12 protein-coding genes, 1 pseudogene and 1 CRISPR repeat array are annotated in these 15272 nt (G+C 62.7%); of the genes and pseudogenes, 10 read left to right on the top strand and 3 right to left on the bottom strand.

Translation table 11 applies throughout. The features are described 5' to 3' along the window. Positions 1-100 precede the first annotated feature (100 nt). The 5 genes and pseudogenes from cas1f (ACTPOE_RS07945) to cas3f form a co-directional block, all read left to right on the top strand. Positions 101-430: pseudogene (gene cas1f, locus ACTPOE_RS07945) on the top strand (type I-F CRISPR-associated endonuclease Cas1f); the annotation flags it as partial. Between the two features lie 63 nt (positions 431-493). Then, positions 494-1705: an IS4 family transposase gene (locus ACTPOE_RS07940; protein ID WP_458870980.1), complete on the top strand. Its 1212-nt coding sequence runs from the start codon at positions 494-496 to the stop codon at positions 1703-1705. After that, positions 1698-1868 (top strand): hypothetical protein, encoded by a 171-nt coding sequence (locus ACTPOE_RS07935; protein ID WP_458871423.1) that lies wholly within the window; start codon positions 1698-1700, stop codon positions 1866-1868. Before ACTPOE_RS07940 ends, ACTPOE_RS07935 begins: the two co-directional genes overlap by 8 nt. 59 nt (positions 1869-1927) lie before the next feature. After that, positions 1928-2578 (top strand): type I-F CRISPR-associated endonuclease Cas1f, encoded by a 651-nt coding sequence (gene cas1f / locus ACTPOE_RS07930; protein ID WP_458871671.1) that lies wholly within the window; start codon positions 1928-1930, stop codon positions 2576-2578. Next, positions 2575-5967 carry a type I-F CRISPR-associated helicase Cas3f gene (gene cas3f, locus ACTPOE_RS07925; protein ID WP_458871670.1) on the top strand — a complete coding sequence of 1131 codons (3393 nt, stop codon included), beginning with the start codon at positions 2575-2577 and terminating at the stop codon, positions 5965-5967. Before cas1f (ACTPOE_RS07930) ends, cas3f begins: the two co-directional genes overlap by 4 nt. A gap of 33 nt (positions 5968-6000) precedes the next feature. Here the strand turns inward: cas3f and ACTPOE_RS07920 are convergent, their stop codons facing one another. Together ACTPOE_RS07920 and ACTPOE_RS07915 are read right to left on the bottom strand one after the other, a co-directional pair. Continuing rightward, positions 6001-6312 carry a HigA family addiction module antitoxin gene (locus ACTPOE_RS07920; protein WP_458871669.1) on the bottom strand — a complete coding sequence of 104 codons (312 nt, stop codon included), beginning with the start codon at positions 6310-6312 and terminating at the stop codon, positions 6001-6003. Positions 6313-6356: 44 nt separating this feature from the next. Beyond that, complete coding sequence (locus tag ACTPOE_RS07915) at positions 6357-6638, bottom strand: type II toxin-antitoxin system RelE/ParE family toxin (RefSeq protein WP_458871668.1); 282 nt, start codon at positions 6636-6638, stop codon at positions 6357-6359. Positions 6639-6811: 173 nt separating this feature from the next. Between ACTPOE_RS07915 and csy1 the strand changes: the two genes are divergently transcribed. The 5 genes from csy1 (at position 6812) to gnd (ending at position 14757) form a co-directional block, all read left to right on the top strand. After that, positions 6812-8188 carry a type I-F CRISPR-associated protein Csy1 gene (gene csy1, locus ACTPOE_RS07910; RefSeq protein ID WP_458871667.1) on the top strand — a complete coding sequence of 459 codons (1377 nt, stop codon included), beginning with the start codon at positions 6812-6814 and terminating at the stop codon, positions 8186-8188. Beyond that, on the top strand, positions 8185-9228 hold the full coding sequence (csy2, locus tag ACTPOE_RS07905; RefSeq protein WP_458871666.1) for a type I-F CRISPR-associated protein Csy2: 1044 nt from the start codon (positions 8185-8187) through the stop codon (positions 9226-9228). The genes csy1 and csy2 overlap by 4 nt, the downstream gene beginning before the upstream one ends. 34 nt (positions 9229-9262) lie before the next feature. Further along, complete coding sequence (csy3, locus tag ACTPOE_RS07900; RefSeq protein WP_458871665.1) at positions 9263-10288, top strand: type I-F CRISPR-associated protein Csy3; 1026 nt, start codon at positions 9263-9265, stop codon at positions 10286-10288. A gap of 5 nt (positions 10289-10293) precedes the next feature. Next, a complete protein-coding gene (gene cas6f, locus ACTPOE_RS07895) occupies positions 10294-10860 on the top strand; it encodes a type I-F CRISPR-associated endoribonuclease Cas6/Csy4 (protein WP_458871664.1) in 567 nt (188 codons plus the stop codon). A gap of 130 nt (positions 10861-10990) precedes the next feature. Next, positions 10991-13598: direct repeats of the CRISPR family, unit length 28 nt; unit sequence GTTCGCTGCCGCACAGGCAGCTGAGAAA. Positions 13599-13725: 127 nt separating this feature from the next. After that, positions 13726-14757, top strand: coding sequence for a phosphogluconate dehydrogenase (NAD(+)-dependent, decarboxylating) (gene gnd / locus ACTPOE_RS07890; RefSeq protein ID WP_458871663.1), 1032 nt, complete (start codon positions 13726-13728; stop codon positions 14755-14757). Positions 14758-14909: 152 nt separating this feature from the next. Here gnd and ACTPOE_RS07885 read toward each other — a convergent pair whose 3' ends face one another. Continuing rightward, positions 14910-15050, bottom strand: a complete 141-nt coding sequence (locus ACTPOE_RS07885) for a hypothetical protein (RefSeq protein WP_458872841.1) — start codon at positions 15048-15050, stop codon at positions 14910-14912. Positions 15051-15272: the final 222 nt, after the last annotated feature.

Here is a 15272-nt window from a genome sequence, read left to right as displayed (position 1 = left end):
CGATGGCCTTTGCGGAGGCGGGGCTGGATAGCGTCCGGACACTGAGGGCGGGATTTGAATTTTTCGCACAGCCCTCATTCTCCATGTTACAAGAAGCTTCATGGACGATATCGCAGCCTCTGATCTCAAAACGATCCTGCATTCCAAACGGGCCAATATTTACTACCTGGAGCATTGCCGGGTATTGGTCAATGGCGGCCGTGTCGAGTATGTGACCGACGCAGGCAAGCGCTCCCTGTACTGGAACATCCCGATCGCCAACACCACCGGCATCCTGCTGGGGACAGGCACTTCCATCACCCAGGCCGCGATGCGGGAACTGGCCAAGGCCGGTGTGCTGGTGGGTTTCTGCGGAGGCGGCGGGACGCCCTTGTTTTCCGCCAACGAAGTCGATGTCGATGTCGAGGTCGCCTGGCTTAGTCCCAATACTGTTCAGATAGTATTTTTTGAGGGATAATCTCTATCTTTATCACCCCAAGGTGAGGTAGAGCGGATGTCCCGAACGCGCAAGGTCCTTGCGGCCAAGGTAGACGTGGCGCATCTGATCAGCGCGGGAGTGCTGGCCAGCGTGTGTCCGAGGTCGTTGATCGAGGAAGTGTTGAGCGCGACGGGGCGAGCGAGCCAGCGCGAACGGCAGTTGCCGGCCCCGGCGGTGGTGTACTACGTGATGGCGCTGGCCTTATGGCGTGAAGCGCCGCTGGAGGAAGTGCTGCGGGTGGTGTGCGAGGGCCTGCAGTGGCTTGGGGACGGGCGAGCCCAGGCGGTGCAGGCGAGCAAGTCAGCCATTTCGCAGGCGCGCAGCCGCCTGGGCCCGCAGGTGATGCGCGAACTGGCCAGACGGGTCTTACGACCCTTGGCGGGGAACGATGCGCCTGGATGCTGGTACCGAGGACTACGGGTAATGGCCTTGGACGGCAGTTGCCTGGATGTTGCCGACGAGCAGGCCAACGCTCTGCATTTCGGCTATCCGGCCAGCGGACGCGGGCAAAGCGCGTTCCCGCAGACGCGAGTGCTTGGGCTGGTGGAGTGTGGCACGCATGCGGTGGTGGCGGCCGAACTGGCGCCCTGCGCGAGCAGCGAGCAGGCCATGGCGGCACAGATGCTGCCCCAGGCACTCAAGCCGGACATGCTGGTGCTGGCCGACCGCAATTTCTTCGGCTTCCCGCTGTGGCGCAGCGCGTGCGCCAGTCAAGCCAAGTTATTGTGGCGTGCCAAGACCGGACGGCCTCTGCCCGTCGAGCAGAGGCTCGATGATGGCTCCTACCTGAGCACGATCTTCGAGAGCGGGGACCGGCAACGCCGCAACGGCCAGCGCGTGCGTGTCATCGACTACACCTTGCAGGCAGCCGCCACACCGACCGAGCACAGCTACCGGCTGGTCACCAACCTGCTCGATCCCGAGCAGGCGCCTGCCCTGGAACTGGCGGCTCTCTACCATGAGCGCTGGGAGATCGAAGGCGTCTTCGATGAGCTCAAGACTCATCTGAAGGCCAACAGCACCGTGCTGCGCAGCAAGACTCCGGACCTGGTGCAGCAGGAGTTCTGGGGGCTACTGCTGGCGCACTTTGCCATCCGCCAATTGATGACCCAGGCCGCCTGGCCACGCGGGTTGGACACCGATCGGCTCAGCTTCATACATGCCGTGCGCGTGATCAAGCGCAAGTTGCCGCAAGCTGCGGCCATTCCCCCCTCAGCGCTTGGCTGACTGGCTGCGCAACCTGCTCGCTGAGATTGCCCAGGGCCGCTGCGTCAGCAGTCGCGGGCGATCCAATCCGCGCGGCGTCAAGCGCAAGATGAGTAACTACCACATCCGCCGACGACGCACTCCACTGAACCTGATCCATCAACCTGTTCCCGTCATTATCTGAACAGTATTGGGCTTAGTCCGCAAAGTGAATATCGGCCGACGGAGTACCTGCAGGCGTGGGTGGAATTCTGGTTCGATGACGCTCGACGGCTGGCTGCGGCGAAAGCCTTGCAGCAGGCCCGCATCCGGCGCCTGGGCGAGGAATGGCACCAGGCGGGCCTGAAGGAGGCCGGTTTCAATGTGAATGTGGAGCGGCTGGATGGCTTGCTGGCCCAGAGCGTGCGGCGCGTGGATCAAGCCGGGGAAACAGTCGATTTGCTGACCGAGGAAGCCAGGCTCACCAAGGCGTTGTTCAAGATGGCCGTCGACGCGGTCGGTTATGGCGATGATTTCACCCGCGCCAAACGGGGGACCGGTACCGACCCGGCCAACCGTTTTCTGGATCATGGCAATTATCTGGCCTATGGACTGGGCGCCACGGCGTGCTGGGTGCTGGGCCTGCCGCATGGCCTGGCGGTTCTGCATGGGAAAACGCGGCGCGGCGGCCTGGTATTCGACGTAGCGGATCTGGTGAAGGATGCCTGTATCCTGCCGCAGGCTTTCCTGTCCGCCATGCGGGGCGACGACGAGCAGCAGTTCCGCCGCAACTGCATCGAGGCGCTGACGCGCGGCGAGTCCCTGGATTTCATGATCGACACAATCAAGGAAATCGCCCTGACGACCGCTCGTCGGGGCGCTCCCGCCGCTTCGGGCCTGAAAGGTGGCGCATGAATGTCCTGCTGGTGTCTCAATGCAGCAAGCGGGCTTTGACGGAAACGCGCCGGATCCTGGATCAGTTCGCCGAACGACGGGGTGACCGGACCTGGCAGACGGCGATCACCCGGGCGGGTCTGGACACATTGAGAAGACTGCTGCGCCAGACTGCGCGCAAGAACACGGCCGTGGCCTGTCACTGGATCCGGGGCCGTGATCATAGCGAACTGCTGTGGATTGTCGGTGACGCCCGGCAGTTCAATGCCGAGGGCGCCGTGCCGACGAACACCACCGCCGGCGATGTGCTGCGGCGTGATGACGAGAACGATTGGCACAGCCTGCGGACGATCCGCCGGATCGCCGCCCTGGCCGCGCTGTTGCATGATCTGGGCAAGGCGACCCAGTCCTTCCAGGACCGATTGCGGCCCGGCTCTCCTCGGGAAAAGAACCGCTATCGCCATGAGTGGGTTTCCGTGCGCCTGTTCCAGGCCTTCGTGGGCCAGGATGATGATGCGGGCTGGTTGCGGCGTCTGATCGAGGGCGGTGGGGAGGGTGTGGACGGACTCCGTTTCCAGGCTCCGTGGCTGGATCACAAGACAGGCCGTCTGTTGCGGGATGGCGTGGATCCGGCGGCGCGTGACAACAGGCCGTTCGCTTTATCGGGCAAGGGTTTGCCTCCCTTGGCTCAGGCGGTGGCCTGGCTGGTGCTGACGCATCACCGCCTGCCCGCCTTGCCGTATAGCCCGACGGAATCGCTTGAATCGATCTCGCTGTGGCATGGTCGGTCGCCCCGGGGGGTGAAAGGCCAGAGCCTGGATGCCGTATTGAGTCAGATCGACGCGGATTGGAACGAGCCGTGGGGGGAACTGAAGCTCTCCAGGAGCAAGCTGGATCCATACTGGAAATTCCCCGAGGGGCTGCCGGTGCGGACCGTGCAATGGCGCAAGCGGGCGGCGCGTATCGCCCGGGGACTGTTGCAGGATCTGCCGACGGTCGGGGATTGCCTGGAAGACCCTTTCATCATGCACGTGTCGCGTTTGGCGCTGATGCTGGGGGATCATCATTACTCCAGCCTGGAGGCTGAAGAAGATCGGACGCGGGGGGAGAAGGATTTTCCGCTGTATGCCAACACCCGGCGCGCGACCGGCGCGCTGTTGCAGCCTTTGGACGAGCATTTGCTGGGCGTCGAGCTGCATGCGGGCCGGATCGTGCATGCGCTGCCGATCCTGACGCGGGATCTGCGCCATCTGATCGGCCATCGCGGCCTGAAAAAGCGCAGTGCGAACCCCGCGTTCCGCTGGCAGGACAAGGCGGCCGATCTGGCCGCCGGCGTGCGCCTGCGGGCGGCGGAGCAAGGCGCCTTCATCGTCAATATGGCATCGACCGGATGCGGCAAGACGCTGGGGAACGCCCGGTTCATGAATGCGCTGGCCGACCCCGCGCTGGGTCTGCGCTGCGCGTTTGCGATTGGTTTGCGTGCGCTGACCCTGCAAACGGGCCGCAGCTTTCAAAAGGATCTGGGCCTGCCGGATGACGAATTGGCCATTCGGGTCGGGGGCGCGGCGAACCGCGAATTGTTCCAGTACTACGCGCAATTGGCCGAAGACAGCGGCTCCGCGTCCCGGCAATCCCTGCTGGATGAGACGACGCATGTTGTCTACGAAGGTAATGACCATCATCCGGTGCTGGACCATCTGGGGCGCGATGCCGGGGTTCGGCGCTTTCTGGCGGCGCCTTTGCTGGTCTGCACGGTCGATCATCTGGCGCCGGCGACGGAGGGCCTGCGCGGCGGTCGCCAGATCGCGCCCATGTTGCGTCTGATGACGGGGGATCTGGTGCTGGACGAGCCGGATGATTTCGACCTGTCCGATTTGCCGGCGCTGGCGCGTCTGGTGCACTGGGCCGGCTTGTTGGGCGCGCGCGTCCTGGTGTCTTCGGCGACCTTGCCGCCCGCGCTGGTCCAGGGGTTGTTCGCAGCTTACCTGGAGGGGCGCCGCTGGTTCCAGCGCAACCGCGGTGTTCGGCCGTCGGAAGCGCCCGCTGTCTGCTGTCTCTGGATCGACGAGTTCGCGCAGACGCATGCGGACTGCCCGGATGCCGGGCGGTTCGATCAGACGCACCAGGCGTTTTCAGCGACACGTGCGCAGCGATTGGGCGCGCAGGCGGTACGGCGGTTGGCTCGTCTGCTGCCGTTGTCTGGAACCTTGCGGACACTGGAGAAGGCGGATCGCAGAGCCGCCTTCGCGGGCATTCTCCGGGATGCGGCTGTGCGCTTGCATGCCTGGCACGGCACCGAGGATCCACACAGTGGCAAGCGCGTCAGCTTTGGTCTGATCCGCATGGCGAATATCAATCCCTTGTTCGATGTGGCCTTGGCTTTGTTCCGCCTGGGGGTGTCGCCGGGCGTGCATATTCACCTGTGCGTCTACCATTCCCAGTTCCCGCTGTGCCTGCGGTCCAAGATCGAGAACCAGTTGGATACGGCGTTGGACCGGCGCCGGAAGGACGCCGTGTTCGATCTGCCGGATGTCCGCCGGCGTATCGATGCCGTGGGGGCCGGGGATCAGTTATTCGTGGTGCTGGGCTCCCCCGTGACCGAGGTCGGGCGGGATCATGATTATGACTGGGCGGTGGTCGAGCCGTCCTCGATGCGCTCATTGATCCAGCTTGCGGGGCGGGTGTGGCGCCATCGCCGTGACAAGGTCGCGTCACAGCCCAATGTGCTGGTGTGCGACAGCAATCTGCGGCATTTCGAGCAGCCGGGTCAGCCGGCCTTTTGCCAGCCAGGGTTCGAGAGCCTGGAGTGCCCTTTACGGCCGCACAGCCTGACGGCGTTGCTGGCGCCCTGGCTGGATGGTGAGCAATGCATGCCCATCGATGCGCAGCCGCGCATCGTCGCCCGTGCCGAATCGGATCGCCAGCCCGCCGGTAATCTGGCCGACCTGGAGCAGGTCCGGATGGTGTCCCAGATGCTGCCGCCTGTGCCGGCGCATCGGCTGAATGCCGCGAGCTTCTGGCTGCGCGACCACGCGCGGCTGGCCGCCTTTCTGCAACAGGCGCAGCCGTTCCGGGATCAGCCGCGCCCCGATGTGGAAGTGGTCTGGAAGCCGGACGAGGACGAGGTGCCTTGCCTGTGCCGGGTGGAGGAGGGAGAGCGCAAGTTCCAGGAACTCTACATCCCGATCGGTGCCAGCCAGTGTTGGCCGGTGCCGGAGGCCGAGGTCCAGGGTGAAGGGATCAGCCGCTGGAGCGTGGGTGAGGATTGGAAAAGCGGCATGGAAAGCCAGGCCGAGGCGCTGGGCCTGTCCCTGGAGGCATTCGCCCTGAGGTACACGCGGGCCACGCTGCCCGCCAGTGAGGAAGGCTGGCGCTGGCATCCGGCGCTGGGGTTCTCGGAGAAGGGGTGAAGGTGGGCAATGAGCGTATGGATGAGCTTGCCGCTATGCGGGGACGGATTCCATGGGTTGCAGCGAGTCCAGCGCTGTTTGCAGTTCCGGGTTGAGCTCGGCGGTGCGCAGATCGAAGGCGGTCTGGAGATTCAGCCAGGATTGCGCGTCACCGCCGAAATAACGGCTCAGGCGCAGCGCGGTGTCGGCCGTGATGCCGCGCCGTTCGAGCAGGATGTCGTTGACGCGGGAGGCCGGGACGCGCAGATGGCGGGCCAGGGCGTTGGCGCTCATCCCCAGGGGGATCAGGTAGTCCTCGCGCAGAATCTCGCCCGGGTGCACGGGACGCATGCCGTTTTTGATCATGTTCAGGGTCCTTCCATGACGTGCCGTTTCCGGAAAATCGGCTCTCAGTGGTAGTCGACAATCTCGACCTCCGCCGGGCCTTCGTCCGCCCAGATGAAGCAGATACGCCACTGGGCGTTGATCCGGATGCTGTGGCGTCCCAGTCGGTTGCCCGTCAGTTTTTCAAGCCGATTGCCGGGCGTCTTGCGCAGGAAGTCCAGTGTGACTGCAGCGTCCAGTTGTGCCAGTTTGCGTTCAGCCGTGTGCTGGATGCTTGTGAAACGGCGTGTGCGGCCGGTCGTGAACAGGCGCCGAGTCTCCCCGCAGAGAAAGGACTGGATTGCCATATGATCCCCATTTTATACCGTTTACCGGGATTCAGGATGATGTTGGAATGACAACTAGAGCATCTATTACGAAAAATTCTTAGGGGACGCTCCTAAATTGTTAATCTCAATAAGTTAAATATGTTTACAAAAATGGTAGGCTATCAAGAGAAAGATCCCATCCTGGAGGATTCATGCGGGAAGAACAAGACCAGACAGGACGTATCCGTCGCGCCCGTGATGTGATTGCGGCTTTCTTGCAGGAACGCCTGGACGCCAAGCTCTCGAAACTGCCGGCGGACGATTCCAAACGCGGAGATCTGACGGTCCAATACCAGCCTGCCGCCTGGCTCGAAGACGCCGCCCGGCGCGTTCGCCAGATCCAGGCGGTGACGCATGCCCTCAAGGGCGTTCATCCCGATGCGCGCGGTACCAATCTGTATGTAGAGCCATCCGGCATGGCGCCGCATGTCGTGGTGGGCAGCCATGTGCTGGGCGCCGATTTCGCCAGCGACGTGGTCGGCAATGCGGCCGCGCTGGACGTCTACAAGTTTCTGAAGCTGGAAATCGATGGCCGTACCCTGCTGGATTGGCTGTCGGCCGATGATCCAGCCACCGTGCGAGCCTTGAGTGATGACGAGCCCAAGGCGCGGGAATGGCGGTCGGCATTCATCGGTCTGACGCGGGCTCGCGAGGAAGCCGCGGCCAGCCATGCGCTGGCCAAGCAGGTGTATTGGCTGGCGGGAGAGGACGTCGCCGATGATGCGCACTACCATCTGCTCGCGCCCCTGTATGCCACGTCCCTGGCGCAAGCCGTCCATGAAATCCTGCAGGAAGACCGGTTCGGCGACGCCAACAAGGCGGCGCGCGCCGCGCGCCGGGAGGGCAAGGAGCACGAAGGTGCTTTTCGGGACTATCCCGCGCTGGCCGTGCGCAAGCTGGGTGGTACGAAACCACAGAACATCTCACAACTGAACTCAGAGCGCGGCGGGGTGAGCTATCTGCTGGGCTCGTTGCCGCCGCAGTGGGACCTGAGCGTGCCTCGTCAGCTCTGGGGCGTGACTTCCGTCTTCGGCCCTACTTTGATGCGGCATGGGGACGTCCGAACGATTCTTCGGGCTTTGTTGCGCTTTTTGCAGAAGGATCCGCCATCCAATGCGGAAACCCGGGATCGGGTGGAGGCCTATGTGGGCAATCTGATCGATGAGCTGGTGGCCATGGCCAGCGAAATCCGCCGCAGCCTGCCCAAAGGCTGGACGGCTGATCCTCGCTGCATCCTGGTCTATGAGGAACGACTTTGGCTCGATCCCTGGCGTGCCGAAGACGGCGGCCAATTCCGCAGCGACTGGATGTCCATGGACTGGCCGGCACGGATCGGCCACCGCTTCGGCAATTGGCTGAATGCGCGGTTGAAGACCCACTTTCCGTATGTCGGGGATGTCGAGCACCGCCACTGGAAAAAAGAACTGCTGCTGGATGAGGACGAGGCGGGCTGGGTGCGTGCGCTGCATGAGCTGCGTACCGATCTGGACGCGCCTCACTACATTCCGACCCGGAGGGGCGAGGTATGAATCCGCAAGACCACGCGATCGACGGCGTGCTGATCCTGCCGCACGTGCGGGTTCAGAACGCCAACACGATTTCCAGTCCTCTGACGCATGGTTTTCCGTCCATGACGGCGTTTCTGGGCCTCATGTGGGCCTTGGGGCGAAAGCTGGCGGCGGCGGACGTCCCCCTGAAACTGGAAAAAGTCGGGGTGATCTGCCACTGGCACCAGGAGCAGGCCAGGGAGGGCTACGTCCGGACCTTTCACCTGACGCGTAATCCGGTGGACAAGGATGGCGCCACCGCCGCCATTGTCGAGGAAGGCCGCATCCATCTGGACCTGACCCTGGTGTTCCAGGTGGGGGCGGTCCAACAGGTTGACGAGGTCCATCCCCTGTTCGGGGGCGATGAGACGCGCCGACGGGAAATCGCCTGGATGATCCGAGAGCTGCTGGGTTCGATGCGGGTTGCCGGCGGTACGGTGCTGCCGCCGAAACCCGGCCCGGGCATCCGCATCACGCCGGCGCTGATCGGCTGGCCGGATCAGGAAGCGGATCGGCACGCGCTTTTCCGGCGCCTGCGCCGCCAGTGGCTGCCTGGATTTGCCCTGGTGAGCCGGGACGACCTGTTGCAGCAGCGTCTGGAGCAACTGCGCCGACAGGATTCTGGGGCCACCGCGCTGGATGCCTGGCTGGATCTGTCGCGCTTCAATTATCACAGCGGCAGGAATGAAAAAAACCGTGTCGTCTGGACCCATGATCGGCCCGAAGGGACGGGCTGGATCGTGCCCATCCCGATCGGTTATGCCGCGCTGTCGGAACTGTATGCCGGCGGGCAGGTCGCCAATGCGCGTGACACCAGCACGCCGTTCCGGTTCGTGGAAGGGGTGTATTCCATTGGCCAGTGGATCGGTCCGCACCGTTTGCACAGCGTGCGGGATCTTCTCTGGTGGGGCGAATCACATGAAGACGGCTTCTACCGCTGCCGCAATGGCTATGAGCCTTTGCCAATGGAAGATGGCGCCGAACTCCCACCCTATCCGCCGATGAGCGCGGAACCCCTTTGATTGCAAACCGATATTCATCAAAAAAGGAACTGCCATGTCCTTGAAAACCGCTTCCGTCCTTGCTTTTGAGCGCAAGCTGGACCCGTCCGACGCTTTGTTCGCCGCGGGGCAGTGGGATGATCAGCCTGAAGCCGATCAGTGGCCAGCTGTCGGCATCAAGGAAAAGTCCGTGCGCGGCACGATTTCCAATCGTTTGAAGGCTTCCGAGCAGGATCCCGCCAAGCTGGATGCCGCGATTGAGAATCCGAACCTCCAGACGGTGGATGTAGCCGCATTGCCTGCCGATGCGGATACGCTGAAGGTGAGTTTCACGCTGCGCGTGCTGCCCGGGACAGGGAAACCTTCCGCCTGCAATGACGCGGATTACGAGGCCAGGCTGCTGCGGGCGGTCGGCGGCTATGTCGAGGCCAATGGTTTTACCGAACTGGCGCGCCGCTACGCCCATAACCTCGCCAATGGCCGTTTCCTGTGGCGCAACCGGGTAGGCGCGGAAGAAGTGTGCGTGATCATCTCTCTGTTGGAGCGAGGGCGGGTCACGCAAAGCTGGACTTTCGATGCCTTGTCCCTGAGCTTGAGGAATTTCGAGACGGGCGATGCTCAGGCGGACCGGGATGCCGTGGCGGCATTGATCGCGGACGGCTTGGCGGGCAAGCGCCATGTCCTGCTGCAGGTCACGGCCTTCGCCCGGATCGGGGCGGGGCAGGAAGTCTTCCCTTCCCAGGAGCTGGTGCTGGAGCGGGGCCGGGGTGACAAGAGCAAGACGCTTTATCATGTGGGCGGCGTGGCCGCGATCCATTCCCAGAAACTGGGCAATGCCATCCGGACCATCGATGATTGGTATTTCGGGGCGGACGGTCTGGGACCTATCGCGGTGGAGCCGTATGGCTCCGTCACGACGCAAGGTAAGGCCTATCGCCAGCCCAAGGACAAGCCGAGCCTCGATTTCTATAATTTGTTCGATGACTGGGTGCTCAAGGACAAGATCCCCGACATCGGGCAGCAGCATTTCGTCGTCGCGGTGCTGGTGCGGGGCGGTGTGTTCGGCGATGCCGGGAAGTGATGCTCATGAGCACTCACTCTATCGATATCAGGCTGCTGCCTGATCCCGAGTTCAGCCAGGCGCATTTGTTGGGGGCCTTGTACGCCAAGTTCCACCGCGCTTTGGTGGGGCTGGGCACTCATGAAATCGGGGTCAGTTTCCCTCAATACAGCATGCAGCCGCGTACCTTGGGGCGGATCATGCGGGTGCATGGCGGAGGCGACGCCTTGAATGCCTTGTTGTTCACCGACTGGCTGCGAGGGATGCGTGATCATGTGGAACTGGGGGCTTTGTCTGCCGTTCCAAAGGAAGTCCAGCATCGCCGGCTGCTGCGCCGCCAGTTCAAGACCAGTGCGGATCGGCTGCGCCATCGCCGGATGCGACGAAAGGGGGAAACCTACGAGCAAGCCGCGCAAGCCATCCCCGATAGCGTGGAACAGCAGCCGGATCTGCCCTATGTGCAACTGCGCAGCGCCAGTACGGGACAGCGGTTTTGCCTGTTCCTGGCGTTGGGGGATCCCGAACCGCAGGCCGTGGCTGGGGAATTCAACACCTATGGCTTGAGTAGTACGGCCACACTGCCCTGGTTTTGACCCTTTTCTGGAAGGCTCCTGTGAGTCCTTTATGAATCAGTAGGTTACGAAACACCCAGGAATTTGGGTGTTTCGTGCTTTCCTGCTGGAGATTTTTAACAAATCAATGAGTTAGGGGTTTTTATTTCTAGTTCGCTGCCGCACAGGCAGCTGAGAAACGAACAGCCGGTCAGGCGTGGTGATGAATCCAGTTCGCTGCCGCACAGGCAGCTGAGAAAATCCACGAAAGCCGTGAACAGCGTGTCGCTGCGTTCGCTGCCGCACAGGCAGCTGAGAAATGAACGAGGCCCGGCCGGAGAAGCTGTCGCCTGTTCGCTGCCGCACAGGCAGCTGAGAAACCTGCGGCGGCCCAGGATGGGCCTTCCCCGGTGTTCGCTGCCGCACAGGCAGCTGAGAAAACAGTCGCCCAGCTCCTGCGCGTCCGAGACAGGTTCGCTGCCGCACAGGCAGCTGAGAAATCGTGGCACCGGTATGGGGGAAGAGGTATCACGTTCGCTGCCGCACAGGCAGCTGAGAAACCGTCAGTCGCAAGTTCGTTATCCGGTTGTCGGTTCGCTGCCGCACAGGCAGCTGAGAAAAAGAGCGGCGGATCCATGGAATACGTGAAGGTGTTCGCTGCCGCACAGGCAGCTGAGAAAATGGACATGGCCGCCGCCGCCTTGATGCTGGCGTTCGCTGCCGCACAGGCAGCTGAGAAAAGGTCGTAGACCCACAGGACCAGATCGATCCAGTTCGCTGCCGCACAGGCAGCTGAGAAAATGACCCGCGCCTTCGCCCGGGCTCGCGACCGGTTCGCTGCCGCACAGGCAGCTGAGAAAGCTTGGGTATCGGTCCGCATCCCGCCCAACGCGTTCGCTGCCGCACAGGCAGCTGAGAAATAGCGTCGGACGACGATCAGGAGGGCGATGTCGTTCGCTGCCGCACAGGCAGCTGAGAAATCATCCACTGGGTCGAGCAGCGCCTGTCAGGTGTTCGCTGCCGCACAGGCAGCTGAGAAATCGCGCAATATGTCCGTCATCCAACGGTCTGCGTTCGCTGCCGCACAGGCAGCTGAGAAATGGATCAGGATCTAGTCTCCATCTCACCGCAGGTTCGCTGCCGCACAGGCAGCTGAGAAATCAGTTCTTCGTGTGCGAGTTCGGGCAGGCACGTTCGCTGCCGCACAGGCAGCTGAGAAATTCGCGAGCAGGAGCTTCACGTTGTGCCCAAAAGTTCGCTGCCGCACAGGCAGCTGAGAAAAACGTCATCCACGACGGCAGCGACGAGGTGATGTTCGCTGCCGCACAGGCAGCTGAGAAATATGCGAACGAGCAGAACCGCGCACACAGGACGTTCGCTGCCGCACAGGCAGCTGAGAAATTGTAAAGCTTCGGGTGGTCAAGCAAGGCATCGTTCGCTGCCGCACAGGCAGCTGAGAAAAAGCGCAGGCCTGCGCTGAACGTCCGCTTGGTGTTCGCTGCCGCACAGGCAGCTGAGAAACAACTCGTGACGCTGACGCTCAATCCGCAGATGTTCGCTGCCGCACAGGCAGCTGAGAAATTCCGGGTTCAACCACCCTGAAGCCTCTGACGGTTCGCTGCCGCACAGGCAGCTGAGAAAAGTTCGCGGGCAAAGGTCCCATCGAACGCTACGTTCGCTGCCGCACAGGCAGCTGAGAAATACATGCTGCTGTGGGATCGGCCTGAATTTGAGTTCGCTGCCGCACAGGCAGCTGAGAAATTCGGTCTGTTCGGGCGACAGGGTGCATTCGAGTTCGCTGCCGCACAGGCAGCTGAGAAAGGACTGTGCACCAAAGCGCCGCGGCGACGAGTGTTCGCTGCCGCACAGGCAGCTGAGAAAATCGCCCTGGCCGTTCTTGTCGCGCAGCTGGCGTTCGCTGCCGCACAGGCAGCTGAGAAATGAGCGGCCAAATGCAAGAGGTCGATCAAGGAGTTCGCTGCCGCACAGGCAGCTGAGAAATATCAGTGCGCTCACCCAGCGTTCACAAAGCGGTTCGCTGCCGCACAGGCAGCTGAGAAAATGCCCCAGGCAGCTTCTTGGGCCGCAGCCGTTCGCTGCCGCACAGGCAGCTGAGAAATTCCACGGCCCCGGATAATCCCGGCCTGGCTTGTTCGCTGCCGCACAGGCAGCTGAGAAAGCAAGCGCCTGGATGAATTTGCCGATAAGGTCGTTCGCTGCCGCACAGGCAGCTGAGAAAATGATCTGCGTGAAATTCCCCTCGATCATGTCGTTCGCTGCCGCACAGGCAGCTGAGAAATAGTGCGGGCTCTGCAAACTGAAAGCGTCGAAGTTCGCTGCCGCACAGGCAGCTGAGAAACTGAAAAATTGGGCTCTGATCTACCCTGACGGAGTTCGCTGCCGCACAGGCAGCTGAGAAATCTACGCCGAGACCTGCGTGGTGGACCACGGGGTTCGCTGCCGCACAGGCAGCTGAGAAATGTTCTTGCGTCATCCAAGAACCGCCGTCCACGTTCGCTGCCGCACAGGCAGCTGAGAAACAAGGAAATCACACGCGGCGCACCATCTGATCGTTCGCTGCCGCACAGGCAGCTGAGAAAATGGGTGGCTCCACGCGGGCAACAATCCAATCGTTCGCTGCCGCACAGGCAGCTGAGAAATCGAAATGACGCGCCCTCGCCGGGCAGCGCCGGTTCGCTGCCGCACAGGCAGCTGAGAAACAGATGATGGGTACGCCTTTGAAGAATAGGCTGTTCGCTGCCGCGCAGGCAACTGAGAAACAGAGCATGATGCCGTGCATTGTCGTTTGCTTCGCATGCGCGCCGTTGATGACGGCATGGGGGATGACGGTACTATCTCGCTGAAGCGCGCTGCCGCGCAGGCAGCCCGGAAATCACGGAGATTCACATGCAAATCGGCATGGTAGGTTTGGGACGCATGGGCGCCGGCATGGCGCGCCGGCTCATGGACAAGAATATCGGCTGCGTCGTCTACGACCCCCAACACGACGTGGTCGCTCGCCTGGTGGCGGATGGCGCCGTCGGCGCGGCCTCGCTGACCGCTCTGGTCGAAAAACTCCCGCGCCCCCGGGCTGTCTGGCTGATGGTGCCGGCAGGCCTGACGGATGGTGTATTGAACCAACTGGAACCGCTGCTCGACGCGGACGACATCGTCATCGACGGAGGCAATTCCTGCTATCACGACGACATCCGGCGGGCGAAGGCGCTGGCGGATCGGGGCATCCATTACCTGGACGTTGGCACCAGCGGCGGCGTGCACGGCCAGACCCGGGGCTATTGCTTGATGATCGGCGGCGACGCCGCCGCGGTCGGGCGGCTGGATCCGGTGTTCGCGGCGCTGTCGCCGGGCCTGGACGCCGCTTCGCGCACGCCGGGGCGCGGCGAGGGCGCGGGCACGGCGGAGCAGGGCTATCTGCATTGCGGGCCGGCCGGGGCGGGGCATTTCGTGAAGATGGTGCACAACGGCATCGAGTACGGGATCATGCAGGCCTACGCCGAGGGCTTCAATCTGCTGCGCCATGCGAACGTGGGCAAGGGCGCTCATGCGACCGACGCGGAGACGGCGCCGATGCGCGATCCGCGGCACTATCAGTACGACATGGACCTGCCGGAAATCGCGGAGCTCTGGCGCCGGGGCAGCGTGATCGGTTCGTGGCTGCTGGACCTGACGGCGCGGGCGTTCCAGGCCGATCCGGGGCTGGACGGCTTTGCCGGCCGGGTGTCCGATTCCGGCGAGGGACGCTGGACGCTGCACGCGGCCATCGATGAGGGTGTACCGGTGCCGGTGCTCAGCGCTGCGCTGTTCGAGCGGTTCCAGTCGCGTGGCAATGCGGAATTCGCCAACAAGGTCCTGTCGGCGATGCGCAAGGGCTTTGGCGGGCACGAAGAACCTGGAGCGGAAATCAACCACTCAGCCTAACCCTTTGTTCCGTCGTTGAAATCAGGGAAAGCCCGAAGCTTGTCCATGGGCTTGTCCACAGACGAGGTGGATAATTTTGCGTGGCCGGTTCTTGTAATGGGCCGGTCATTTTTCTGCCCGAGATACTATCTCATTGATTTAAAGGCTTGAAATCAAGTCTCCAAGGACTTGTCCATGGCATTGTCCACAATCGACGTGGATAAGACCGTCATCCCCAGCCTGAACACGGCAAGGGAGTCCTTCACTTCATCGTCCAGGCGCTCCCGCAGGCTGGCGGCGGTGATTTCGCCCATGATGCCGGACACTTTCCGGACCGACGCGACGATTTCCCGCGTGGTGTGCCCCGCCTGCCGCATGCGGGCCGGGCCGATCCCGGGCGATTTCCGACCGTCGCGCCTAAGTGATTGAGGTTTAGGGAAAACCCGGAAATGCCTGGCGCTTGTCCATGGGTTTGTCCACAGGGCGAGTGGATAAATCTGCGTGACTGGCCGCATTCATGGAACAGTCATTTTTTC

The sequence above is a fragment of the Castellaniella sp. WN genome, from assembly GCF_054457555.1.
The sequence above is the reverse complement of the archived record's forward strand: the minus strand, read 5'-3'. Positions and strand labels throughout refer to the sequence as shown.